Source organism: Bradyrhizobium quebecense (assembly GCF_013373795.3).
Classification (GTDB): Bacteria; Pseudomonadota; Alphaproteobacteria; order Rhizobiales; family Xanthobacteraceae; genus Bradyrhizobium; species Bradyrhizobium quebecense.
This window is the reverse complement of the sequence record NZ_CP088022.1, coordinates 1,171,313-1,195,022: the sequence shown is the minus strand read 5'-3', so window position 1 is coordinate 1,195,022 and position 23,710 is coordinate 1,171,313. Positions and strand designations below refer to the sequence as shown.

The following is a 23,710-nucleotide window of genomic DNA, read 5'->3' as shown; positions in this document are numbered from 1 at the left end:
CATCCCGCCAGCGGGCACATTGCCCGGCAAATCAGGCACGGGGTTTGCGTCATGGCTACGTTCGAATTCATCATCGTCGAAAGCAAGGGACCGGTCAGCGTCATCACGCTGAACCGGCCGAAAATGTTGAACGCGCTGTCGTTCGGCGTGTTCCGCGAGATCGCCGCGGCGGTGGACGATCTCGAGGCCGACGACAAGATCGGCTGCGTCCTGATCACCGGCAGCGAGAAGGCCTTCGCGGCGGGTGCCGATATCAAGGAAATGCAACCGAAGGGCTTCATCGACATGTTCAACAGCGACTTCACCGCCATCGGCGGCGACCGCGTTGCCCGTTGCCGCAAGCCGACCATTGCCGCGGTCGCGGGCTATGCGCTCGGCGGCGGCTGCGAGCTTGCGATGATGTGCGACATCATCATCGCCGCCGACACCGCCAAGTTCGGCCAGCCGGAAATCACCCTCGGCACCATCCCGGGCATCGGCGGCACGCAGCGCCTGACCCGCGCGATCGGCAAGTCGAAGGCGATGGATCTCTGCCTCACCGGACGCATGATGGATGCGGCGGAAGCCGAGCGCTCGGGCCTCGTGTCGCGGATCGTTCCAGCCGACAAGCTGCTGGAAGAGGCGCTTGCCGCAGCCGAGAAGATCGCCTCGATGTCGCGTCCGACCGCCGCCATGGCCAAGGAGGCTATCAACCGCGCGTTCGAGACGCCGCTTTCGGAAGGCATGAATGTCGAGCGCAACCTGTTCCACTCGACCTTCGCACTCGAGGATCGCTCCGAGGGCATGGCGGCCTTCATCGAGAAGCGCAAGCCGGTCAACAAGAACCGTTAATCCACGCGGCTCCACTGCAATGCTGCGGTGACGAGCGCGCGATAGGCGCGCTCGGCGAAATGAGTCGGCTTGTCGAGACCGAGCCGCGCCAGGCATTCGCGGTCGGCGGCGTCAGGCGGATGCCGCATCCCCTGCCACAGCAGGCCGGCGAGTTGCAGCGGGGTCTGCTGCGCCTTCTGCAATATCTGCAGGGCCGGAATCAGCCGTTGCTCGACGTCGGTGAAATCGCTGCCGAACGGGAATGACGGCAGCAGACCTGCGTCACGTGCGGGCTTCAGCGCAGTGCTGATGCGCTCGGGATAATTTTCGCGGTGAGCGGCCGGGATTTCGTGATTGCGCGGCAGCTTGCCGGCATCCTTGGCTTGCCGCATCAACTCGCCCTGGAAGCGCGAGTCCGCCACCTGCAGCATCGCGGCGATCACGTCGGCATCGGACTTCCCCCTGACATCGGCGACGCCGTATTCGGTGACGAAGACATCGCGCAGGTGCCGTGGAATGGTCTCGTGACCGTAGGACCAGCGGATGTTCGACTGCGTCTGCCTGCCGGACTGATGGGTCGCCTCCAGCGCCAGCACCGAGCGCGCACCCTCGAGCGCGAATGCCTGCGCCACGAAATTATACTGGCCGCCGACGCCGCTCACGACCTGGCCGTTCTCGAGCCCGTCGGAGATCGCAGCGCCCAGCAGCGTCGCCATCATCGCGTTGTTGACGAAGCGCGCATCGACGCGGGCGCGGCGCTTGCCGTCCTCGTCGCCGAAGATCTCGTTGGTGAAGGACACCGGCATCATCTGGATTCGCGCCAGCTGCTCGCCCGTCATCTCGCGCAGCGCCCGATAGAAGGATTGCGGACCCAGAAAGAATGCGCCATGCACGATCACGCCGCCAACGTCGCGCTTGAGAATGCCGGCGTCGATCAGCCCGAGAAACGCCTCGAACAGCATCTCGCTGACGCCATAGAGGCCCTTCTCGAACGGCCCGGTCTCGGCCACCGCGAGCTGTGCGCTACCGGGCGCAAGCCGCTGCATGATGCCGTGGAATTGGCCGTTGTCGCGGTGGCGCACCACGAGCCCCTGCGCCAGCGCATCGCCGACCTGCCCGATCCCGATCTGCAGCGTGCCGCCGTCGCGGACCAGACCCGCGGCGTGCAATCCGATCGCATATTTGGTGTCGCTGATCGGCTCCGACGGCGGCGCGAACAGCGGGAAGTCGGTGTCGGGACTGTCGAGCACCGCGGCGAATTCATCCGCCGGCAGATCGCCGGGCCCCGGCATGAACGGCAGCTCGGAATTGACCTGGCCGATCAGCTTGAATGAGGCCCGCCCCTGCGCACGGGCGCGCAGCACGTCGAGCGTCGTGTCGGTGTTGCAGCTCAGGCTGTAGCGCGGCACGCCGTCGACCACGCGCTTGGCGACGAGTTGGGGAACGACATTCAGTCCGCGCGACAGCAGGTATGACGCCGCGTGGGTGTAGTTGGCGGAAATGTAGTGCTGCTGGGCGAATGGCTGATGCAGCCATTGCCCGGCGAGGAAGAAGAACTCGATCACCTTGATGTTGGGCGGAAGCGCGCCGCGATGCAGCGCCTCCGCATAGGCGAGATCCGGATAGAGGCCGAACAGGCGATCGATCACGGGACCGATGAAGCGCTGTTCGAGCAGGCTCTTCGGCTTCGGCTTTTCCAGCGTCAGCGCCGAGAACAGCGTCAGATTGATCGAGCGGTCGGCGACCGCCCGCGCGTACAGCGCGTTGACGATGTGGTTGGCCTTGCCGAGGCCGAGCGGCAGCCCCACCACAAGTTCGGTTCCGACGTCACGAACGATGTGCTCCGCGATCGCCTCGGGATCAGAGAAGAGTTTCGGCATCTGCGATGAACCCGGGGCAGGCAGGGGATGACCGGCATTGCTGAATCGGCGGCCGGCGGTTCGAACTTATACTTCATATGACAGTTGCGTTCGCCTGTGACGAACCGGCAACAGACAACGACCGAAATGATGTGCAGATGTCGCGTGGCGGTTTGCCTGTGGCGGCACCGCCCCGTAAACAGGTAGATGTGTCGACGGCATCGGCGAGGGCGGACTGCCGGGGTTTTGGTTTGCGGGATCACATGGTTGGGCGTGCCGCGAGGGTTGGTGACGTAGCGAGGCGCGTGCTTTTGTCGGGCATCGGCCTTGGCGCGCTGGCCTGCGCGCTGCTGACTGACACCGCAGCCCGCGCCGAGAGCCTGCCCGAAGCCATGGCCAAGGCGTATCAGACCAATCCGCAGCTCAATGCCGAGCGGGCACGCCAGCGCGCGACCGACGAGAACGTGCCGCAGGCGCTGGCCGGCTACCGCCCCCAGATCACCGCCGGCCTGTCGCTCGGCCTGCAGGCGGTGCGCGACCAGCTGCCCGGCAACGTGATCCAGGGCGCGACGCTGAAGCCCTGGCAGATCGGGGTCACCGTGACCCAGACCCTGTTCAACGGCTTCAAGACCGCCAACAGCGTCCGCGTCGCCGAGTTGCAGGTGCAGTCCGGGCGCGAGGCCCTGCGCAATGTCGGCCAGGGCGTGCTGCTCGACGCCGTCACCGCCTATACCAACGTGCTGGCCAATCAGACCCTGGTCGAGGCGCAGCGCGCCAACGTCGCCTTCCTGAAGGAGACCCAGGCGATCACCCAGCGCCGCCTCAATGCCGGCGACGTCACGCCGACCGATACCGCGCAGGCCGAGGCCCGGCTCAACCGCGGCCTGTCCGATCTCAACGCCGCCGAGGTCAACTTCGCGATCAGCCAGGCGACCTATGCGCAGGTGGTCGGCAGCGCGCCGTCGCAATTGCGTCCGGCCGAGACCATCGACCGGCTGCTGCCGCGCAGCCGCGAGGATTCGATCGCGCTTGCGGTGCGCGAGCATCCGGCCGTGATGGCCGCAGGCTTCGACGTCGACGTCGCCTCAACCTCGATCCGCGTCGCCGAGAGCAGCCTGATGCCGAACGTCACCCTGCAGGGCAGCGTCAGCCGCAGCCGCGACAGCGACCCCACGCTCGGCACGTTCGGGACCGACCAGGCCTCGGTGATCGGCCAGGTCACGCAGCCGATCTATGACGGCGGCACTGCGGCCTCGCAGACCCGGCAGGCCAAGGAAGTCGCGGCGCAGAGCCGCCTCGTGCTGGACCAGGTCCGCAATCAGGCCAAGACCGCCGTGGTCAGCGCGTGGGTCGCCAATGAGGGCGCCAAGATCGCGGTGTCGGCCTCCGAGTCCGAGGTGAAGGCCGCGGAGGTCGCGCTCGCCGGTGTGCAGAAGGAAGCCGCCGGCGGCCAACGCACCACGGTCGACGTGCTCAACGCCCAGCAGGATCTGATCACGGCGCGCGCCCGGCTGATCGGTGCGCAGCGCGACCGCGTGATCGCCTCCTACACGCTGCTCAGCGCGGTCGGACGCCTCGACGTCAAGACGCTCAATCTCAAGACGCCCGACTATCTGCCCGAGGTGCACTACCATCAGGTGCGCGACGCCTGGCATGGCCTGCGCACGCCGTCGGGACAATAGCCTTTGCGGAACCGTTCGCACCGCGAACCGGCCCTTTCCGCCCGCTCTCTCCGCCGATAACCTCCGCCCCCGCCGGCCATCAACAATGCCGGTGCGCGGAGTGCGCGCATAACAGCCGAGCACGCAGGGAGACGTCCAATGCTGACGCGACGCAGTATGATGCTGGCTTCCATCGCAGCGGGAGTGACCATGACTGGCAGCAACGCATTTTCCAAGGCATCGCAACCATCGACCCCGGTGAACTTCGACGTGCCTGCCGGCGCCTGCGACTGCCACACCCACATCCATGGCGACCCCGCGAAATTCCCGTTCTTCGCCGGCCGCGTCTACACGCCGGAGCCGGCCTCTCCGGAGGAGATGAGCGCGTTGCACGAGGCGCTGCATATCGAGCGCGTGGTGATCGTGACGCCGAGCGTCTATGGCCCCGACAATTCGTCGACCCTGTTCGGCATGACGGCGCGCGGTCCCACGGCGCGCGGCGTCGCCGTGATCGACGACAAGACCAGCGAGGGCGATCTCGACGCCATGCAGAAGGCCGGCTTCCGCGGCATCCGCCTCAACCTCGCGACCGGCGGCGTCAACGATCCCAATGTCGGCCGGCAGCGCTTTTCGGCCGCGATCGAGCGGATGAAGGCGCGCGGCTGGCACGTGCAGCTGTTCACCAGCCTCGCCATGATCTCGGCGATCAAGGACCTGGTCGCGGCAGCGCCGGTACCCGTGGTGTTCGACCATTTCGGCGGCGCCGAGGCCGCGCTCGGCACGAGCCAGCCGGGATTTGACGACCTGCTCGCGCTGGTCAAATCCGGCAAGGCCTATGTCAAGATTTCCGGCGCCTACCGCGCCTCCAGGCTCGCGCCCGACTATACCGACGCCGCGCCGCTGGCCCAGGCGCTGATCGCGGCCAATGCCGAGCGCATCGTCTGGGGCACCGACTGGCCGCACCCGGATTCGGTGACGCCCCAAGGCAAGAAGGTCACCGACGTGACGCCGCTGTACCAGATCGACGACGGCCGCCTCCTCAACCAGCTTCCGCTCTGGGCGCCGGACGCCGCGGTGCGCAAGGCGATCTTGGTCGACAATCCGGCGCGGCTCTACGGCTTTACCTGACGTTGTCCTTCGGCCGGCGCGAGAAGTAGGAGATCAGCACCGGCAGCGTGATCAGGATCACCAGCGGCGCCAGCATCATGCCGGTGACGACGACGATGGCGAGCGGCTTCTGCACCTGCGAGCCGATGCCCTCCGACACCGCCGCCGGCAACAGGCCAATGCCGGCGACGACGCAGGTCATCAACACCGGACGAAGCTGCAATTCGCCGGTGCGGATCACCGCGCGCATCCGGTCATAGCCCTCGTCGATCAGCTGGTTGAACTGCGACAGGATGATGATGCCGTCCATCACGGCGATGCCGAACAGCGCGATGAAGCCGATCGCCGCCGACACGCTGAACGGAATGCCCGAGATCAGCAGCCCGAGCACACCGCCGAAGATCGCCATCGGGATCACGCTCATCGCGAGCATGGTGTCGACCATCGAGCCGAAATTGAAGAACAGCAGCACCGCGATCAGCACGAGGCTGATCGGCACCACGATCGACAGCCGCTTGATCGCGTCCTGCAAATTGCCGAACTCGCCCACCCATTCGATACGCGAGCCGGGCGGCAACTGGACCTGCTCGTTGACCTTCTGCTGCGCTTCCAGGATCGCGCTGCCGAGGTCGCGATCACGCACCGAGAACTTGATCGGCAGATAGCGCTCCTGCTGCTCGCGATAGATGTAGGCCGCGCCCGAAATCAGCTTGATCGAGGCGACCTCGCTCAGGGGGATCTGCGTGACCCCGCCATTCGGATTCGTTGCCCCGATCCGCAGATTCTGGATCGCCTCCGCGCTCTTGCGATATTCCGGCGCAAGGCGGACGATGATCGGGAAGTGCCGGTCGCTGCCGGGTTCATAGAGATCGCCCGCGGTGTCGCCGCCGACGGCGACCTTGATCGTGGCGTTGATGTCGCCCGGGGACAGGCCGTAGCGCGCCGCCCGCGCGCGGTCGACGTCGATCTGGACGGTCGGCTGGCCGAGCGAGGTGAACACTGCGAGGTCGGTGACACCCTGCACGGTCGACAACACGGATTTGATCTTGTTGGCGGTGTCGGTCAGCGCCTGCAAATCGTTGCCATAGAGCTTGATCGAGTTCTCGCCCTTCACGCCGGAGACCGCCTCCGACACGTTGTCCTGCAGGTACTGCGAGAAGTTGAATTCGACGCCGGGGAACTTGTCTTGCAGCTGCGCGAGCAGTTGCGCGGTGAGGACGTCCTTGTCATGCGTGCCCGGCCATTCGCCGGCGGGCTTCAGCGGCGCGAAGAATTCGGCATTGAAGAATCCGGCGGCGTCGGTGCCGTCGTCGGGGCGGCCGTGCTGCGACACCACCGACACCACTTCGGGACGGCTGCTGATCAGCTTCCGCATTTCGTTGACATAGGCGTTGCCCTCCTGCAGCGAGATCGTCGGCGGCAGCGTGGCGCGGATCCAGAGATTACCCTCTTCCAGCTTGGGCAGGAATTCGAGGCCGAGGAACCGCACGAAGATGATCGTCATGACCACGAGGCCGGCCGCACCGGCCATCACGATCTTGCGGTTGGCGATCGCCCAGTTCAGCGCCGGAACGTAGATCGCATCGAGCCTCTTGACGATCCAGGTTTCGGTCTCGTGAATATGCGCCGGCAGGATGAGCGCGCTCAGCGCCGGCGTGATCGTGAACGTCGCCAGCAATCCGCCCGCCAGCGCATAGGCATAGGTTCGCGCCATAGGCCCGAAGATGTTGCCCTCGACGCCACCCAGCGTGAACAGCGGCAGGAACGCGGCGACGATGATGGTCGCGGCGAAGAAGATCGAGCGCGATACGTCGGCCGCCGCCGACAGGATCGCATGGCTCTTCATGCCCATCACCGTATCCTCGGAGATGTGGCTTCGCTCGTCTTCCGACAGCGCGGTAGTCTGCGACAGCCGCCGGAAGATCGCCTCCACCATGATCACGGTGGCGTCGACGATCAGGCCAAAATCGATCGCGCCGACCGACAGCAGATTGGCGGATTCGCCGCGCAGCACCAGGATGATCACGGCGAAGAACAACGCGAACGGGATCGTGGCGCCGACGATCAGCGCGCTGCGGAGATCGCCGAGGAATATCCACTGCAACAGCACGATCAGCAGGATGCCGACCACCATGTTGTGCAGCACGGTGTGGGTGGTGAGCTCGATCAGATCCTTGCGGTCGTAGATGCGCTCGATCTTGACGCCCGGCGGCAGGATCGAGGAATTGTTGATCTGGTTGACCAGTTGCTCGACGCGGGCAATGGTCGGCGAGCTCTGCTCGCCGCGGCGCATCAGCACGATGCCCTGCACGATGTCGTCGTCATTGTCGATGCCGGCGATGCCGAGCCGCGGCTTCTCGCCGATCGTGACGGCGCCGATGTCCCTGACCAGCACCGGATTGCCGCCTGATTGCGAGATCATGGTGTTGGCGAGATCGTCGATCGAGCGGATCAGGCCGACGCCGCGCACCACGGCCGATTGCGAGCCGATGTTCACGGTGTTGCCGCCGACATTGATGTTGGCGTTGGAAACCGCCTGCAGCACCTGCGGCAACGTCAGGCCGTTGGCGACCAGCTTGTTGAAGTCGACCTGGATCTCGTAGGTCTTGGTCTTGCCGCCCCAGCCGGTGACGTCGATCACGCCCGGCACTGCGCGGAAGCGGCGTTGCAGCACCCAGTCCTGCAGCGTCTTGAGGTCGAGCACGCTGTAGTTCGGCGGCCCCTTCAGCCGGTAGCGGAAGATTTCGCCGATCGGGCTGGTCGGGGAGATGCCGGGCTGCACGTTGCCGGGCAGCGGCGCGAGCTGCGACAGCCGGTTCAGCACCTGCTGCAGCGCCTCGTCATAGGTGTAGTCGAAGGAGAACTGCAGCTTGACGTCGGAGAGGCCGTACAGCGAGATGGTGCGGATGGTCTTGAGGTTCTTGATGCCGGCAACCTGGGTCTCGATCGGGATCGTGATGTAGCGCTCGATCTCCTCGGCCGAGAGGCCCGGGCTCTGCGTCACGATGTCGACCATCGGCGGGGTCGGATCGGGATAGGCCTCGATGTTGAGCTGCTTGAACGCAAGCAGGCCGCCGATGAAGACGACCACGAACATGGCCACCATCAAGTAGCGGCGATTGACGGCAAGGGCGACGAGGCGATCCATTCAGATCGGCACTTTCAACGGTGAGGATTTTTCTTGGTGAGCATGGTCGATCCGGAAAGCCGGTTTCCCCTTTTCCGGATCATGCGTCTTAAGTGCCAGATGCGGCGCGGTCGATGAAGAGGCTTCCCTTCGTCACGATCTGCTCGCCCGGCTTGAGATTGCCGGCGACCTCGACGAGGTCGCCATTGATGAGGCCGGGCTTGATCTGGCGCAGCTCGATGGTCTTGTCGTCGGCCTTCGCGACCCAGACGCGAACCTGGTCGCCCTCGTAGATCAGCGCCTGTTTCGGCACGCCGACCGCCGGGTGGTCGCCCTTCGAATACAGCGTCACATTGGCGAACATCTCGGGCTTCAGCCGATTGTCGGCGTTGTCGATGGTGGCGCGGACCAGGAGCCGGCGCGAGGTCGCGTCGATCGCGGCGGCGACATAGTTGACCCGCGCGTTCAGCACCTTGCCCGGCAGCGCCATCACGCTGAAGCTCAGGTCCTGCCCGACCGCGACATTGTCGGCGTCGGATTCGCGGACAAAGGCGATCAGCCAGACCGTCGAGAGATCGCCGATTACATAGACCGGGTCGCTGGCGCCGGTCGAGACATACTGGCCGGGGCCGGCCTTGCGCTGGACCACGGTGCCGCCGATCGGCGCGAACACCGTCGTCTCCGGATTGAGGCGGCCCTTCTGCTGCAAGGTCGTGATGGCTTCGTCGCCGAAACCGAGGATGTGCAGCTTGTTCTGCGCGGCCTCCAGCAGCGTCTGCGCCGAGCGCGCATCGTTCTGCGCCTGCACCAGCGCCGCTTGCGCAGTCTGATAATCCTTCAGCGGGATTGCCTTGCCCTCGGACAGGTCCTTGGCGCGCCTCTCCTGGATCTGCGCCAGGTCGAGCGCCGACTGGGCCTTGTTGAGGCCGGTCATCGCGGCGACGTAGTCGTTCTGCGCCTGCACGGTGTCGGCCGCTTCGATCACGAACAGCGGCTGCCCCTTCACCACGGTATCACCCGGCCGCACCAGGAGGCGGGTCACCCGCCCGGTATAGGGCGAGTAGACCGGGGTGGAGCGGTCCTCGTCGATCCCGATCTTGCCCTCGGTCACCAGTTCGGAGCGGAAGGTGTGCTCGGCCACGGTCTGCAAGGTCAGGCTGGCCCACTCGGCGGGCGATGGCGCATAGCGCGTGCCGCCCTTGCGGGACTGGCTGGAGACCTCCGACGGCGTCTGCTTGTCCGAGCCGAACCGGGTGTAGCCATAGGCGCCCGCGCAGGCGACCACCAGCACCGCCGTGGCCACGAGCAGGCGCGGGCGGCTAAAGCTCTGCATTCGCTTGGTAAACTCTTTCAGCATGCGGTCCGCGGGGTCGATCGTTGCAGCTTCCGGCGGGACAGCCCCAGCGGTGCGCTAATAGTGCCGATTTGGCGTTTCAAACAACCTAAAAATCGCACTTCGGCGGTGCGCGTCGTTAAAGTTCGGATAGCCTGAACGGCGACTGAACGTCTCATCCGGGAAACTCCGGGGGATTGCTGCCGAGCGGCATCGCCGGACGGGACCAATGGGCCGGGGTGCGCGACAGGATGGCGGCGTGCCGGACCGAACTCAGCGTGCCAAAGCCGGACGGAAGCCGCTCGATGTAGGGCTGCACCGCATCCGCCTTCAGATCCTCGGTGGCAAGGCCCCCTTCGAGCCGGCCGAGATTCCACAGCCAGCGCCCGGTTTGCGCCAGCGACACCCGGACATGCCAGCTGCCGCCCTCGCGTGCCTGGCGTGCCCTGGCCATCATGGCGCCGAACGCCATGAAGTATCCCGTGGCGTGGTCGAGCATCTGGGCCGGCAATTCCTTCGGTCCATCGACGCCGGCGGCCTGCCCCTCGGCATGATTGAAGCCGGTCGTGGTCTGCACTAGCGAGTCGAAGCCGCGGCGCTCCGCCCATGGACCGGCATGGCCATAGGCCGAGAGCGTCACATAGACGATCCCGGGATTGATGCGGGCCGCTTCCTCCGGCGAGAAGCCGAGCCGCGCAATCGCCTGGGGGCGATAGCCCTGCGAGAGAACATCGGCCTGCGCGACGAGACCGCGCATCACGGCGCGCCCCTCCTCGCTGCGCAGCTCGAGAAAGCTCGTCAGCTTGCCGCGGCCGGTGTCGATGGTGAGCCAGGGGATATCAGGCAGATCGGGACCGGAGATCAGCAGCACGTCGGCGCCATGCGCGGCGAGCGTGCGGCCGGCGACGGGACCCGCGATCACGCGCGACAGATCGAGCACCCGGATGCCGGCCAGCGGCCGCTTCCCAGCGGGCCACGGCCTTGGCGCAGCCTCGCCGATCTTCTCGATCGAGATCAGCGGCAGTCTTGCAAGTTCTCCCGCATGCGGCGTTGCTGACCACTCGTCATATGAGCGCATCAAGGCGACGACGCCGCCGGCCGCATAGGCCGCGGTCTCGAACGCCTCGCCGTCCCATTGCAGCAGCGCGGCCTGGACCTCGTCGCGCTCGGCGTTGCAGCCCAGCACCTTGCAGACGGCGTCGCGGTGATGCGGGAAATTGGTGTGCAGGCGGACGAAGCGGTTGTCGCGGACACGGTAGACGCCGGCGATCTTGTCCCAGGCCGGCGGCGGCGGCTTGTCGTCGACCCGCAGATAACGCTCGCTGCGGCATTCGACGACGGCATGGCGCATGTCGACCGCGACATCCTGCTGCTCGCCGCTGCGGGCTTTCCAGATCTCGGCCGCCGCAAGGCCCGCCGCGGCAATCGGTACCTGCGCCGCCGCTGCGACCCGAAACGACGACGGCAACTGCGGCTCGCTGCCGGTCAGCGTGACCGCATCGAGCGCGGACGGCGCGCCACCGGTGCCGGTCCAGACATCGGAAAGGATTTCACGGATGTCCTGCATGCGCATTCCTGTTTGCGATTATTCTATGCCCGAGCATGATGACAAAATGGCAATGCCCAATCTCAACCCGTATTTGGCATCATCTTCTCGGAAAACCGTTTCACACTTTTCCGGACCATGCCTTAGCTCTGCCCGACCCGAACAGGAGTTGCAATGGCTGCCATCGATCCCCTCACCGCCGGCGGCGTCTTCCTCGCGACCGCGGCGACCGACGCGGTCTACGTCATGTTCACCTCGGCGGTCGTCGCGCGCAAGCGCGTGCCGGCTGCGACCTGGAGCAGCGTCTGGTACGTGCTCTCCTCCTATGCGGTGATCAGCTACACCGAGAACTGGCTCTACGTCGCCTTCGCAGCGGCCGGCTCGTGGGTCGGCGCCTATGCGTCGATCACCTTCCTGCACCGCCCGCCGGGCGGACCGCCGGTGGGGGCCGCGGTGGAATAGCATGCAGCTGCCGAAGAATTCATCCGCTTGCGAACGCAAGACCGATCGGATGGCAGCCGGTTGTAAGCTTCGTGTAAGCATTCGCACGTAAGCCGCGGATGAGCACTCTCGCGGCGTGATCCGCCCGAGGTTTGCTTCGTGTGTCGCCCTCTCGTGAACAGAGGGCGCAGGGAAAGCCGGGTGCCGATCGCACCCATGGGCCCCGAGCAAAAGGTAGAAAGCTCGGGGGTAGGACCACAGGTGTAACCGGAGCAATCCGGCTTTCCCTGCGCGTGTTGGCGAGCCCGGCCTCCTCGTTCACGACCGGCTCGAACCTCGTCGTCGACGGCGCGATCTCGAACCGGGTGAATTTCTAGAGAGAAAGTTCGTAGAACCATAGGGCGGATTAGCCGAAGGCGTAATCCGCCCTCCGCTTCATGTGCTACGGGCGCATGAACGCGAAGTCCGTGTCAGGGTCGCAATTGTCGGCGACGAAGCGAAGCTCCGACTGGACGTCGGAGACGCTCCTGGCTTCAAGATATTTCGAGACGACGAGGCCAAGCAGCGAGCGGCAGAGGCTGTCTTGATCCAGCCCGGCCGCCTCCGCTTCGGCAAGTGCCGCTGAGAAATGAAGCTTCGCGATCTCGGCTGCGGACATCCCGGCCTCCTTTTTTCCTTTGTCTTACGGGAGCTCCGCGGTGCCTTTGATCTGCGTCAAATCGAGGCCCGCGCCGGCCTCAATGAAAATCCCGTGACGGCGGCAGGATGCGGACGTTGCGGGGGTGGCGGATCCTTTGCGGCGAGTTGTCGCCGTGATCGCGGCGATCGTCGTTGAGCGGCTCGATCAGCGCCGGGCCCGCCGGCACCGGGTGCTTGCTGCTGAGAGATTCGTTGGCGAGGCCGATCAGATCGTGGGAACGGTCGGTCATGCGCTGCGCCACCAGATGCGTCACGCCCTCGGGGCTGCTCTGGATATAGCCCTCGACCAGGATCAGGCGCGCACCCATCACCTCTTTCCGATACTGCTCCATCACCTTCGGCCACACCACGATGTTGGCGATGCCGGTCTCGTCCTCCAGCGTCATGAACACGACGCCCTTGGCGCTGCCCGGCCGCTGCCGCACCAGCACGACGCCGGCGCAGCTGACGCGGCGGCGGTCGTTGCTGCGGTTGATGGTGTGGCAGGCGACGACGCGCTCTCTGGTGAACATCTCGCGCAAGAATTCCATCGGATGGCCCTTGAGCGACAGGCGGATGGTCTGATAGTCGGCGACCACCTGCTCGGGACGCGGCATCTCCGGCAGCGGTTTTGCGCCCTCATCCGGCTGCTCGCGCGCGGTGGCGACCTCGAACAGCGGCAGCGGCACATCGTCGGGCAGCCGCCGCACCGCCCACAGCGCCTCGCGGCGATCGAGCCCGAGCGAGCGGAACGCATCGGCGTCGGCGAGCAGGATCAGCGCGCGCTTGGGGAGAGCGGTGTCACGGGCGAAGTCCTCCAGCGACGTGAACGGCCGGCGATTGCGCGCGGCGACGATGCGGTCGGCCCAGTCGAGTTCTTGCTTCGCCTCTCCCGCTTGCGGGAGAGGCCGCAGCGCGGATGCGCTGCGGGTGGGGGCTCTCTCCTCAGCGTGACTCGTGGAGAGACCCCCACCCCACCCCTCCCCCGCAAGGGGGAGAGGAAGCACAGCCTCTTTGTGGCTGGCCTGCATCCGCTTCAACCGCTCCTCGTCCTCATCCAGCCAATGAAAGCCGTCGATCTGGCGGAAGCCGAGCCGCACTGCGCAATGCTTCCCGTCGCGCTCCTCCAGCGTGTTCTGCGCAAAGCTGAAGGAGACATCGACCTCGCGCACCGTGACGCCGTTCTTGCGGGCGTCGCCGACGATCTGCGCCGGGGCATAGAAGCCCATCGGCTGCGAGTTGAGCAGGCCGCAGCAGAACGCATCGGGATGATGGTGCTTCAGCCATGAGGAGATGTAGACGAGCTGCGCGAAGCTCGCGGCGTGGCTTTCCGGGAAGCCGTAGGAGCCAAAACCCTTGATCTGGTCGAAGCAACTGCGGGCGAAATCCGGATCGTAGCCGCGCGCCACCATGTTGCCGACCAGCTTCTCCTCGTAGGTGCCGATGGTGCCGAGGTTGCGGAAGGTCGCCATCGAGCGGCGCAGGCCGTTGGCTTCCTCCGACGTGAAATGCGCCGCCTCGATCGCGATCCGCATCGCCTGCTCCTGGAACAGCGGCACGCCGAGCGTCTTGTGCAGGACATTGTAGAGCTCATCCGGTGAGCCGTGCTCGGGCGACGGAGCCGGATAGATCTCCTGCTCCTGCTTGTTCCGCCGCCTGAGATAAGGATGCACCATGTCGCCCTGGATCGGACCCGGACGCACGATCGCAACCTCGATGACGAGATCGTAGAAGGTGCGCGGCCTCAAGCGCGGCAGCATGTTCATCTGGGCGCGGCTCTCGACCTGGAACACGCCGAGCGACTCGCCGCGGCACAGCATGTCGTAGACTTCTTTTTCGTCCTGCGGGACCGAGGCGAGCTCCCAGCGCTTGCCCTTGTGGTCATCGATCAGGTCGAAGCATTTGCGGATGCAGGTCAGCATGCCCAGCGCCAGCACGTCGACCTTCATCATGTGAAGCGCGTCGACGTCGTCCTTGTCCCATTCGATGAAGGTGCGGTCGTCCATCGCGGCATTGCCGATCGGCACATAGGTGTCGAGCCGGTCCTGGGTCAGCACATAGCCGCCGACATGCTGCGAGAGATGGCGCGGAAACTCGATCAGCTCGGTGGCGAGTTCGACCGCGAGATTGATCATCGCATTCTTCGGGTCGAGCCCGGCCTGCCGCACCTGCATGTCGTTGAGGCCCTTGCCCCAGCTGCCCCACACGGTGTCGGCGAGTGCGGCGGTGACGTCCTCGGTCAGCCCGAGCGCCTTGCCGACGTCGCGGATCGCGCTGCGCGGGCGATAATGGATGATGGTGGCGATGATGGCGGCGCGGTGGCGGCCGTAGCGGCGATAGACATATTGCATCACCTCCTCGCGCCGCGAATGCTCGAAATCGACGTCGATGTCGGGCGGCTCCAGCCGCTCCTTGGAGATGAAGCGCTCGAACAGCAGATCGACCTTGGTCGGATCGACCGAGGTGACGCCAAGTACGTAGCACACCGCCGAATTGGCCGCCGAGCCCCGGCCCTGGCACAGGATGTTCTGGCTGCGTGCATAGTGCACGATGTCGTGCACGGTGAGGAAGTAATGCGCGTATTTCAGCTCGGCGATCAGCGCGAGCTCCTTGTTCAGGGTGGCGCGAAGTTTTTCGTCGATCGTGCCGCCGAAATATTTATCGACGCCGGCCCAGGTCAGGTCCTCCAGATGCTGCTGCGCGGTCTTGCCCGGCGGCACCGGCTCGTCGGGATACTGGTATTTGAGCTGGTCGAGCGAGAAAGAAATGCGTTTGGCAAAGCGCATGGTCTCCGCGATCGCATCCGGCAGATCGCGGAACAGCCTCGCCATCTCATGCGCCGGCTTGAGATGCCGCTCGGCATTGGCCTCGAGCCTGCGACCGACAGCCTCGATCGTGGTCTTTTCGCGGATGCAGGTCAGCACATCCTGCAACGGGCGGCGGGCGGGATGGTGATAGAGCACCTCGTTGGTAGCGAGCAGCGGCACGCCGGCATCAGCAGCGAGGCCATGCATCCGCGCGAGGCGGCGCCTGTCGTCGCCGCGATAGAGCAGGCTTGCCGCGAGCCAGACGCCATCGGCGGCACTGGCCTTGAGTTGCGCGAGCACATCGAGCGCTTTCTCCGCCTCGAACCGATGCGGCAGCGCCAGCACCAGGAGCTGACCTTCGGCGAAGTCGACGAGATCGGACAGAGCGAGACGGCAGTCGCCCTTCTCGATCCGCTCGATGCCGCCGCCGCGCTTGCCGCGGGTGAGCAATTGGCACAGCCGGCCGTAGGCGGCGCGGTCGCGCGGATAGACCAGGATGTCGGGCGTGCCATCGATGAAGACGATGCGGGCGCCGATCAGAAGCTTGGGCGGATGGGCGACCTTGTCGCTGTCGAGCTCCTTCCAGGCGCGCACCACGCCGGCCAGCGTGTTGTGATCGGCGAGCCCGATCACGGGAATCCCGAGTTCGCTCGCCTGATGCACATAGGCGCGCGGATCGGAGCCGCCGCGCAGGAAGGAGAAATTGCTGGTGATGCCGATCTCGGCATAGTCGGGCGCTGGCGTCGTCATGCGAACAGCCCGTGCACATACCAGTTGGCCGGGACCGGCTCGCCCGCCTCGTCGCGCAGCTCGCTCTCGTAGAGGCCGTCGCGAAAGATCCAGAAGCGCTGGCCCTCGGCATCCTCGACGCGGAAGTAGTCGCGCGTCAGCGCCGCGCCGTCCTGCTTCCACCATTCCATCGCGATGCGCTCGGGGCCTTCGACCCGCACCACCGCATGCAAGGCGCGCCGCCAGGTGAACTGGTGCGGCGGACCGTCCGGCACGCTCGCGAACGGCACCTTGATGGGCTCGGGCCGCTCGAACAGCCTGAGCGGTCGCAGCGGCGGCTCGCCGGCGACGCGGTCCGGCCAGGCGGCCGCGCTCGCCGCGGCCAGATGATGCTGCGCCGGCAGCACGAGCGCAGCGCGTTCGGGGATGTGGCTCTCGAGCGGCAGATGCACGACGACGCGTTTGCCCCCGATGCGGGCGGCGATGCGGTCGATCAGCGCCGAGATCTCGTCATTGCCGTGCACGGTGGTGTCGAGGTCGCGCTGCTGCTGCACCACGATCTCGGTACGCCCTGCGGCGAGGCGGATGAGATCGAAGCCGAAGCCGGGATCGAGCGGATCGTTGAGCGCATCGAGCCGCTCGCGGAACAGGCGGTCGATCATCTCCGGCCGCGTCACCGGACGCCCGGTCTCGACCATGATCGCGCGCACGGCGCCGTCGGTGCGGAAGAAGCTCGCTTCCAGCTGCCGCGCGCCCTTGCCCTGCTTGTCCATCGCCGCAACCAGCGTCTTGGCGAGGCTTGAGAGTGTCAGCGCGATCACGGTGTCGGTCGCGATGGGCTCGGGGAAACGTTTCTCGACGATGTAATCGGGCAGCGGCTTGCGCGGGCTGATCGGGGCATCGCCCTGCCCGAGCGCGTGGCCGAGCAAGGTCGTGAAATCAGCGCCGAACCGCGCCGAGATCTCATGCGGCGCGCGCGAGGCGACATCGCCGATGGTCTTCAGGCCGGCGCGGCGCAGGCCGGTGGTGACGGCAGGATCGGCGCCGAGCGCCGACACCGGCAGCGGGCCGACGGCCTCCGCCTCAGCGCCATCGGCAATGATCTGCCCCGAGGCGTAGCGCGTCAGCGTGCGCGCCGCGATCGAGGTGCCGGCAATCGCCGCGCTGACGGCAAAGCCGCGCCGGCTCAGCGCATTGATGACGATCTGCAGCAGCGCGCGCTCGCCGCCGAACAGATGCGCGCAGCCGGTGATGTCGAGGAACAGCCCGTAAGGCGGATCGAGCGCGACCAGCGGCGTGAAACGGTCGCACCAGTCGGCAATGTCGTTCAGCGTCTTCAGATCGGCGGCGGGATCGGCGTCGTAGACCGTGAGCTCCGGGCAGATCGCCCGCGCATTGGCGAGCGGCAGCCCGATCGACAGCCCGGCGCGCACCGCCGCTTCGTCGATCGCGTGCAGCAGGATCGCGTTGCGGTCCTTTGCGACCACGATGCTGGGGAGTTTTTGCACTGTTGTCGCTTGCAGCAGAAAGCGAAGTTCTTTCTTCGCCTCTCCCGCTTGCGGGGGAGGCCGGATCGCATCGCGAGATGCGATCCGGGTGGGGGCTCTCTCCTCAGCGGGACTCGTGGCGAGACCCCCACCCCAGCCCTCCCCCGCAAGCGGGAGAGGGAGCCCTACGACCTCCCGTGCATCAGCTTGCGAGACGGACTGCGCGAGCTTGCGCTTGATGCGGTCGATGGGCAGGCGTGGCAGCCACAGGCTGAGGATACGCCGACGGTTCACTGAATTGGCACTCATCACATTTCCATTCCATGATCCATCGCCCGACCGGGCCATGACGGTTGCGCACGAGTTCGGCCTCGAAGCGCGGCGCGCCCCAGGCGCAAGCCGCATTGCCGGGCGGCGAATGCGCCGCGCGCACGATCCAGCGCGTCTCCGCGGTCGAGGGGATCGCCGTCGCTGCGATCCGCAGCACCAGCGCGGTGACGCCGGAGGCTTGCGCAGCCAAGGTCAGTTTGCGGCTGGCGACGAGATCGAGCTGGCGCGCATGGCCCCAGATCTCGAGCACGACCGCGCCGAGCGCATCGCAGGCGAGCGCGTCGGCCGCGGTGCGCAGGCCGCTGTCGACATCGGCGGCACGCACGGTGACCAAGAGGCGCGGATCGAGGCCGAGTTCGGCGAGCCCGCGCATCGATAGCGCGCCGTTTTCGCGATCGGAAAAATCCTGCCGCACCCAGACCAGCGGCTTGCGCGCTGACACCCGCCCGGCGAGCCCGGCGATGAAGCCGGTCGCCGCGCCGCCTTGATGGCCGGCCGCGAACACCTCGTGCAGCGCGGCCGGTGCAAGCCCGCCGCGCAGCATCGCGTCCGCGCTCGTGTGTCCAAGCGCGATGCGATTCGGCATCGCCGCCTCCGATGGCGCCTCGATGCGCGCGATGCTGCCGCGCAGAGACGCAAGCGTACCCGTGCGTGCGCCATTCATTGCGCCGCTCCTTCCACCTGAAAATTTGAGGCCGTCACTGACCAGAACAGAGAACCAGGGACTGGCCCATTTGTTCATGATATGTTCTAATATAAAGCTAACAGGGCCCGCGGAGTCAATCGGATTGGTGAGCCCATCGATTCATGAATGGAATCAATGGGATTCAGCAGCCGCCGAACCGGATGGGCCCTGCTCTTCCGCAAGTCAGGCGCGCAGGCCCCCAAAATGGCGGCGTGACGGAAACGGAGCAACCGCATGCGTATCATCGTGCTCGACAACGACACCGATTTCGAGGGCTGGCGCAAGGCCGCGCGGCGATTGGCGCTGAATGATGTGAAGCCTGCGGAGGTCACGTGGACCGTACGCAAGGACGACGAACTGTCGTCAGCCTCCTGCGTGAATGACTTGCCCGATGCGCCACAGGCGCGGTTCAACGTGACAGCCATATTCGTCGAGCTTGCAAAGGCCGCGATCCTGCATCGCAACGACGAGCGCTTCGCCCTGCTCTATCGCCTGCTGTGGCGGCTGCGCAGCCATCACGATCTGCTCAGCGCAACTGATGATCCTGACGTCGCCGAGGTCCACGCGATGGCGCGCGCGGTCTATGGCGACATCGACAGGATGCACGCACAGCTCCGCTTCCGCGAGATCGGCCGCGAGCGGACGGCGCATTACGTCGCCTGGTTCGAGCCGGAGCATCGCATCGTCGAGCTCGCCGCACCTTTCTTCGCCGGCCGCTTCGCCGACATGCCGTGGTCGATCCTGACTCCCGACGTCTGCGCGCATTGGGACGGGCACGCGATCTCGATCTCGCCGGGCATCGCCAAATCCGAGGTGCCGAGCGAGGATCGGCTCGAGGAGGCTTGGCGGCGTCATGACAACGGCCTCTTCAATCCCGCACGGCTGAAAGTGATGGAGATGCCGCAGGCCTATTGGAGGAACCTGCCCGAGGACTCGATCATTAAGCCGCTGATCGAAGACGCCATGCGCATGACCAGCGGCCCCTTCATTGCACGCAAGGCGGCCGCGCCGCTGAAGCCGCAGGATGAGCCGATGGCCCGCAAGCAAGCCCGAGACAAACAAGTCAAAGACAAGCAGATCCAAGACAAACAAGCTCACGACACGATCGCTGCCTTGCGCGAAGAGGCCGCCGATTGCCGCGCCTGCCCGCTATGGAAGGACGCAACCCAGACCGTGTTCGGAGAAGGGCCACAAGACGCGTCGCTGATGCTGGTCGGCGAGCAGCCCGGCGACAAGGAAGATCTCGCAGGCCATCCCTTTGTCGGACCGGCCGGGCAGATGCTCGATCGCGCGCTTGAGAACGCCGGCATCGCGCGCGCCAAGGTCTACATCACCAACGCGGTGAAGCACTTCAAATTCGTGCCGCGCGGCAAGATCCGGCTGCACCAGAAGCCGGGCACGCCGGAGATCCGCGCCTGCCGCCAGTGGTACGCACGCGAGCTTGACGCCATCAGGCCGGAACTCGTGGTGGCGCTCGGCGCCACCGCAGCGCAGAGCGTGCTCGGCAAGATCACCCCGATCAACAAGAACCGCGGCCGCCTGATCGATCACGACGGAACCAAGGTGCTCGTCACCGTACACCCGTCCTACCTGTTGCGGCTGCCCGACGAGAAAGCCAGAGCGCTGGAATATCAGCGTTTTGTCGACGATCTGAAAATTGCCGCAGATCAGTTGCGCAATCCGGCCCGCGCGGCCTGAGTTGCGCCAAACCGGCGGAACCAGGGACAACACTTCAACGTGAAATTGTTTCTGGACGCTGACAAATACCTACAACCTTTAATTGATCCGTGGTACTGTGACATGTTCCATAGGTATCGGGCGTCATGTTCACGCCATGACGTACCTGAGGCGGGCGCACTGCACGGTTTGCTAGCCCCAATCGTGCGGCGCGCCACCTCATCTCGCAATCCTCCCTCCTCACTCACTCGTCCGCAGCACGCGCTGGATTTCTGGTTATTTGAATTCCTGGTTGCCAGGTTTTCCGGTGACCTCGATTCCCCGTGGCGTGGCTTCACGGGCCCGACGTCTCGCTGCCGGCGTCCTCACCTTCCACATGTCTCGCTCCGCGAAACCCGGACGGTGACCTCAGTCACGATCATTGCGCGATCGGTGATCGTCTGTTGCTGAAGATTGCCACGAGGCCGCGAAGGCCCGTGGACCTTCAATGCGTTGCACAACAATTCGGCGGGATGTCCACCGTCATGGGTGGGCCGGCTCATTTCGCGGGCCGGATTTCAATTGCCTGTCATATGCATCGATCAAAATCGGCGGCATTGGGACAGGAGTTTACCATGAGCGATATGGCGTTACCCGGCTCGATCGAGCCCGCCCTGAAAAAGGGACCGGACCTCGACAAGGGCTTTCATCCTCTGACCGGCGTCATCTATTTGGGCGTGGTTGCGGCCGCGCTGCTGTTTGTTGCCTACAGCATCTATGTCGACGTCGACGCCACCGGTACGCGCATCACCTCGTTCCTGCCCTACATCCTGCTGTTCGTCGCGCTGCTGATCGCGCTCGGCTTCGAATTCGTCAACGGCTTCCACGACACCGCCAACGCGGTCGCCACCGTGATCTACACCCGCTCGCTGCCGGCGCATGTCGCCGTGGTCTGGTCGGGCATCTTCAACCTGATCGGCGTGCTGCTCTCGAGCGGCGCCGTCGCGTTCGGCATCGTGTCGCTGCTTCCGGTCGAACTGATCCTGCAGGTCGGCTCCAGCGCCGGCTTTGCGATGGTGTTCGCGCTGCTGATCGCCGCCATCATCTGGAATCTCGGCACCTGGTGGCTCGGCTTGCCGGCCTCGAGCTCGCACACCCTGATCGGCTCGATCATGGGCGTCGGCATCACCAACGCGCTGCTGCGAGGCCGCGACGGCACCTCCGGTGTTGACTGGTCGCAGGCGACCAACATCGCCAAGGCGCTGCTGCTGTCGCCGCTGTTCGGCTTCGCGCTCGCCGCCGGCCTGCTCTACATCCTCAAGATCGTGCTGGCGCGCGCGACGCCGGCGCTGTTCGGCGAGCCGGTCGGCAACCAGCCGCCGCCGTGGTGGATCCGCGGCATCCTGATCCTGACCTGCACGCTGGTCAGCTTCTTCCACGGCTCGAACGACGGTCAGAAGGGCATGGGCCTGATCATGCTGATCCTGATCGGCACCGTGCCGACCGCCTACGCGCTGAACCGCGCGCTGCCCGCGAGCCAGATCGAGCAGTTCGCCGCGCATTCCACCTCGGCCAGCAAGGTCATCGAAGGCAAGGCCGCCGGTTACAATGTGATCGGCAATCCGCGCCCGGCCGTGACCAACTATGTCGCGCAGCACCAGATCAACGAAGGCACCTATCCGTCGCTCGCGATGCTGGTGCGTGACATCGGCCAGCAGGTTGCCCAGTATGGCTCGCTGGCCAAGTTCCCGGCCGACGCGGTCGGCAACACCCGTAACGACATGTACCTGGCGTCCGAGGCGATCCGCTTCCTGATGAAGGACAAGGAAGCCGAGCTGACTGCCGCCGAGGTCGCCACGCTGAACGAGTACAAGGGCTCGCTCGACAGCGCGACAAAGTTCATCCCGAGCTGGGTGAAGTTCGCCGTCGCCATCGCGCTCGGCCTCGGCACCATGGTCGGCTGGAAGCGGATCGTCGTCACCGTCGGCGAGAAGATCGGCAAGACCCACCTGACCTACGCGCAGGGCGCCTGCGCCGAGATCACGGCGGCCGCGACGATTGCGGCGGCCGACGGCTACGGCCTGCCGGTCTCGACCACACACGTGCTGTCGTCAGGCATTGCCGGCACCATGGCCGCCAACGGCTCCGGCCTGCAATGGTCGACGATCCGCAATATCGCGATGGCCTGGATGCTGACCCTGCCCGCCGCGATGATCATCTCGGGCTGTCTGTACTACGTGTTCTACCACGTGTTCTGATGCCGACACGCTTTCGGCGCGGCAACGCGCCGGGCAAAAGGCCCGCGCCATTGTTGCGGGCCTTTTCTTTTTTGGGTATTGCCGTCATTGCGAGCACAGCGAAGCAATCCATGCCTCCGCAAGTGACGTGATGGATTGCTTCGCTGCGCTCGCAATGACGAACAGGCTAGATAGAGCGCAAGCGTCACGTAGCTTGGTCAAGCCGCGCAAGCCTTGGCGACCTCCGCCAGCAGACCGCGCGCCCATTTGTGCAGGCCGGACTTGGCCGTCCGGGCGCTCCAATACATGTCGATCGAGATCGGCCCCCGGAACGGCAGCGACGCGACGTGCAGGCCGCCGCGTATCGCCCGCGCCAGGTGATGCGGGATCGTCGCAACGAGCCTTGTGCCGGCGACGATGCGCTCCAGACTGTCGTGGTTCGGAAGGCTGACCGCGGGCTCGATCTCGATCTCCCTCGCCTTGAGCGCCTCGAGATAAAGCGGCTGCCACTCGCCGCTATGGGTGATGAAGACGTGTTCGGCCTTGGCGTAGGCCGATAATGCGATCCGGCCGCGCGCCAGCGGATTGGCCGGATCCATCACGCAGACATAGTAATCGGTGAGGATATGGCGCCGGAAGAAGCTTTCGCCGACGACCCCGACCGGACCGAGCACGATGTCGCACTGGTTCTGCTTGAGATGGACGTCGCCATGGCCCGCGGCGTCGAGCAGCACGAGGCGGACCCGCGGCGCGCCGGCACGTAGCCGCGCACTGAATTGCGGGATCAGGGTCTGGCGTTCGTGATAGTTGCAGGAGATCGTCACGCTGCCCTGCGCCGTCGCCGGATCGAATTCGACCGGTGAGGCGAGCCCATCGATCTCGCCGATCATGTCCCGCGCCCAGCTGACCAGCGCCGCGCAGCGCTCGGTCGCCATCACGCCATTGCCGTTGCGGACGAACAAGGGATCACCGAGCGCGCCGCGCAGCCGCTCGACCGCATAGCTGATGGTGGACTGGTTGACGTCGAGCCGCTTGGCAGCCGCCGAGAACGACTGCAGGTCGTAGACCAGCACAAGCGTCCGCAAGGTCCCGATGTCGATCGGATCGATCGAGGAATTGGCCGCCACGCTGCACCTCCCGCCTTGCTGGCGGCCCAGCCTAGCACGATGTCATTGAATAATTCGATGGATGATATCGATCTCATCGAATTGAACGAT

At 65.6% G+C, this 23,710-nt stretch carries 15 protein-coding genes and 1 pseudogene; 7 read left to right on the top strand and 9 right to left on the bottom strand.

Going from position 1 to position 23,710, the window contains the following annotated elements:
• Positions 1-51 precede the first annotated feature (51 nt).
• Complete coding sequence (locus HU230_RS05570) at positions 52-831, top strand: enoyl-CoA hydratase (protein WP_176532547.1); 780 nt, start codon at positions 52-54, stop codon at positions 829-831.
• Here the strand turns inward: HU230_RS05570 and HU230_RS05565 are convergent.
• A complete protein-coding gene (locus HU230_RS05565) occupies positions 828-2,690 on the bottom strand; it encodes an acetyl-CoA hydrolase/transferase C-terminal domain-containing protein (protein ID WP_176532548.1) in 1,863 nt (620 codons plus the stop codon). The genes HU230_RS05570 and HU230_RS05565 overlap by 4 nt on opposite strands.
• Before the next feature lie 242 nt (positions 2,691-2,932).
• On the opposite strand from HU230_RS05565, the gene HU230_RS05560 reads away from it, so the two are divergent.
• Together HU230_RS05560 and HU230_RS05555 are read left to right on the top strand one after the other, a co-directional pair.
• Positions 2,933-4,351, top strand: coding sequence for a TolC family outer membrane protein (locus HU230_RS05560; RefSeq protein ID WP_176532549.1), 1,419 nt, complete (start codon positions 2,933-2,935; stop codon positions 4,349-4,351).
• A 138-nt stretch (positions 4,352-4,489) separates the two neighbouring features.
• Positions 4,490-5,458 carry an amidohydrolase family protein gene (locus HU230_RS05555; protein WP_176532550.1) on the top strand — a complete coding sequence of 323 codons (969 nt, stop codon included), beginning with the start codon at positions 4,490-4,492 and terminating at the stop codon, positions 5,456-5,458.
• Here HU230_RS05555 and HU230_RS05550 read toward each other — a convergent pair.
• The 3 genes from HU230_RS05550 to HU230_RS05540 form a co-directional block, all read right to left on the bottom strand.
• Positions 5,451-8,585, bottom strand: a complete 3,135-nt coding sequence (locus tag HU230_RS05550; protein WP_176532551.1) for an efflux RND transporter permease subunit — start codon at positions 8,583-8,585, stop codon at positions 5,451-5,453. The genes HU230_RS05555 and HU230_RS05550 overlap by 8 nt on opposite strands.
• An 88-nt stretch (positions 8,586-8,673) precedes the next feature.
• Entirely contained in the window at positions 8,674-9,921 is a 1,248-nt protein-coding gene (locus HU230_RS05545) for an efflux RND transporter periplasmic adaptor subunit (RefSeq protein WP_176532552.1), read from the bottom strand.
• A gap of 151 nt (positions 9,922-10,072) precedes the next feature.
• Entirely contained in the window at positions 10,073-11,464 is a 1,392-nt protein-coding gene (locus HU230_RS05540) for a CoA transferase (protein WP_176532553.1), read from the bottom strand.
• A gap of 153 nt (positions 11,465-11,617) precedes the next feature.
• Between HU230_RS05540 and HU230_RS05535 the strand changes: the two genes are divergently transcribed.
• On the top strand, positions 11,618-11,905 hold the full coding sequence (locus HU230_RS05535; RefSeq protein WP_050626238.1) for a hypothetical protein: 288 nt from the start codon (positions 11,618-11,620) through the stop codon (positions 11,903-11,905).
• Between the two features lie 275 nt (positions 11,906-12,180).
• Positions 12,181-12,261 (top strand): annotated as a pseudogene (locus HU230_RS43825) (3-ketoacyl-ACP reductase); the annotation flags it as partial.
• Between the two features lie 65 nt (positions 12,262-12,326).
• Here the strand turns inward: HU230_RS43825 and HU230_RS05530 are convergent.
• The 4 genes from HU230_RS05530 to HU230_RS05515 all read right to left on the bottom strand — a co-directional run bounded on the left by HU230_RS05530 (position 12,327) and on the right by HU230_RS05515 (position 18,579).
• Positions 12,327-12,542, bottom strand: coding sequence for a hypothetical protein (locus tag HU230_RS05530; protein ID WP_176532554.1), 216 nt, complete (start codon positions 12,540-12,542; stop codon positions 12,327-12,329).
• A gap of 79 nt (positions 12,543-12,621) precedes the next feature.
• Positions 12,622-16,119: an error-prone DNA polymerase gene (locus tag HU230_RS05525; protein WP_176532555.1), complete on the bottom strand. Its 3,498-nt coding sequence runs from the start codon at positions 16,117-16,119 to the stop codon at positions 12,622-12,624.
• Positions 16,116-17,894, bottom strand: coding sequence for a Y-family DNA polymerase (locus HU230_RS05520; RefSeq protein WP_420840842.1), 1,779 nt, complete (start codon positions 17,892-17,894; stop codon positions 16,116-16,118). Before HU230_RS05520 ends, HU230_RS05525 begins: the two co-directional genes overlap by 4 nt.
• Positions 17,788-18,579: an ImuA family protein gene (locus HU230_RS05515; protein WP_176532556.1), complete on the bottom strand. Its 792-nt coding sequence runs from the start codon at positions 18,577-18,579 to the stop codon at positions 17,788-17,790. Before HU230_RS05515 ends, HU230_RS05520 begins: the two co-directional genes overlap by 107 nt.
• A 255-nt stretch (positions 18,580-18,834) precedes the next feature.
• Between HU230_RS05515 and HU230_RS05510 the strand changes: the two genes are divergently transcribed.
• Entirely contained in the window at positions 18,835-20,298 is a 1,464-nt protein-coding gene (locus HU230_RS05510) for a UdgX family uracil-DNA binding protein (RefSeq protein WP_176532557.1), read from the top strand.
• Between the two features lie 593 nt (positions 20,299-20,891).
• On the top strand, positions 20,892-22,514 hold the full coding sequence (locus tag HU230_RS05505) for an inorganic phosphate transporter (protein ID WP_176532558.1): 1,623 nt from the start codon (positions 20,892-20,894) through the stop codon (positions 22,512-22,514).
• 197 nt (positions 22,515-22,711) lie between these two features.
• Here HU230_RS05505 and HU230_RS05500 read toward each other — a convergent pair whose 3' ends face one another.
• Positions 22,712-23,620 carry a LysR family transcriptional regulator gene (locus HU230_RS05500; protein WP_176532559.1) on the bottom strand — a complete coding sequence of 303 codons (909 nt, stop codon included), beginning with the start codon at positions 23,618-23,620 and terminating at the stop codon, positions 22,712-22,714.
• Positions 23,621-23,710 lie beyond the last annotated feature (90 nt).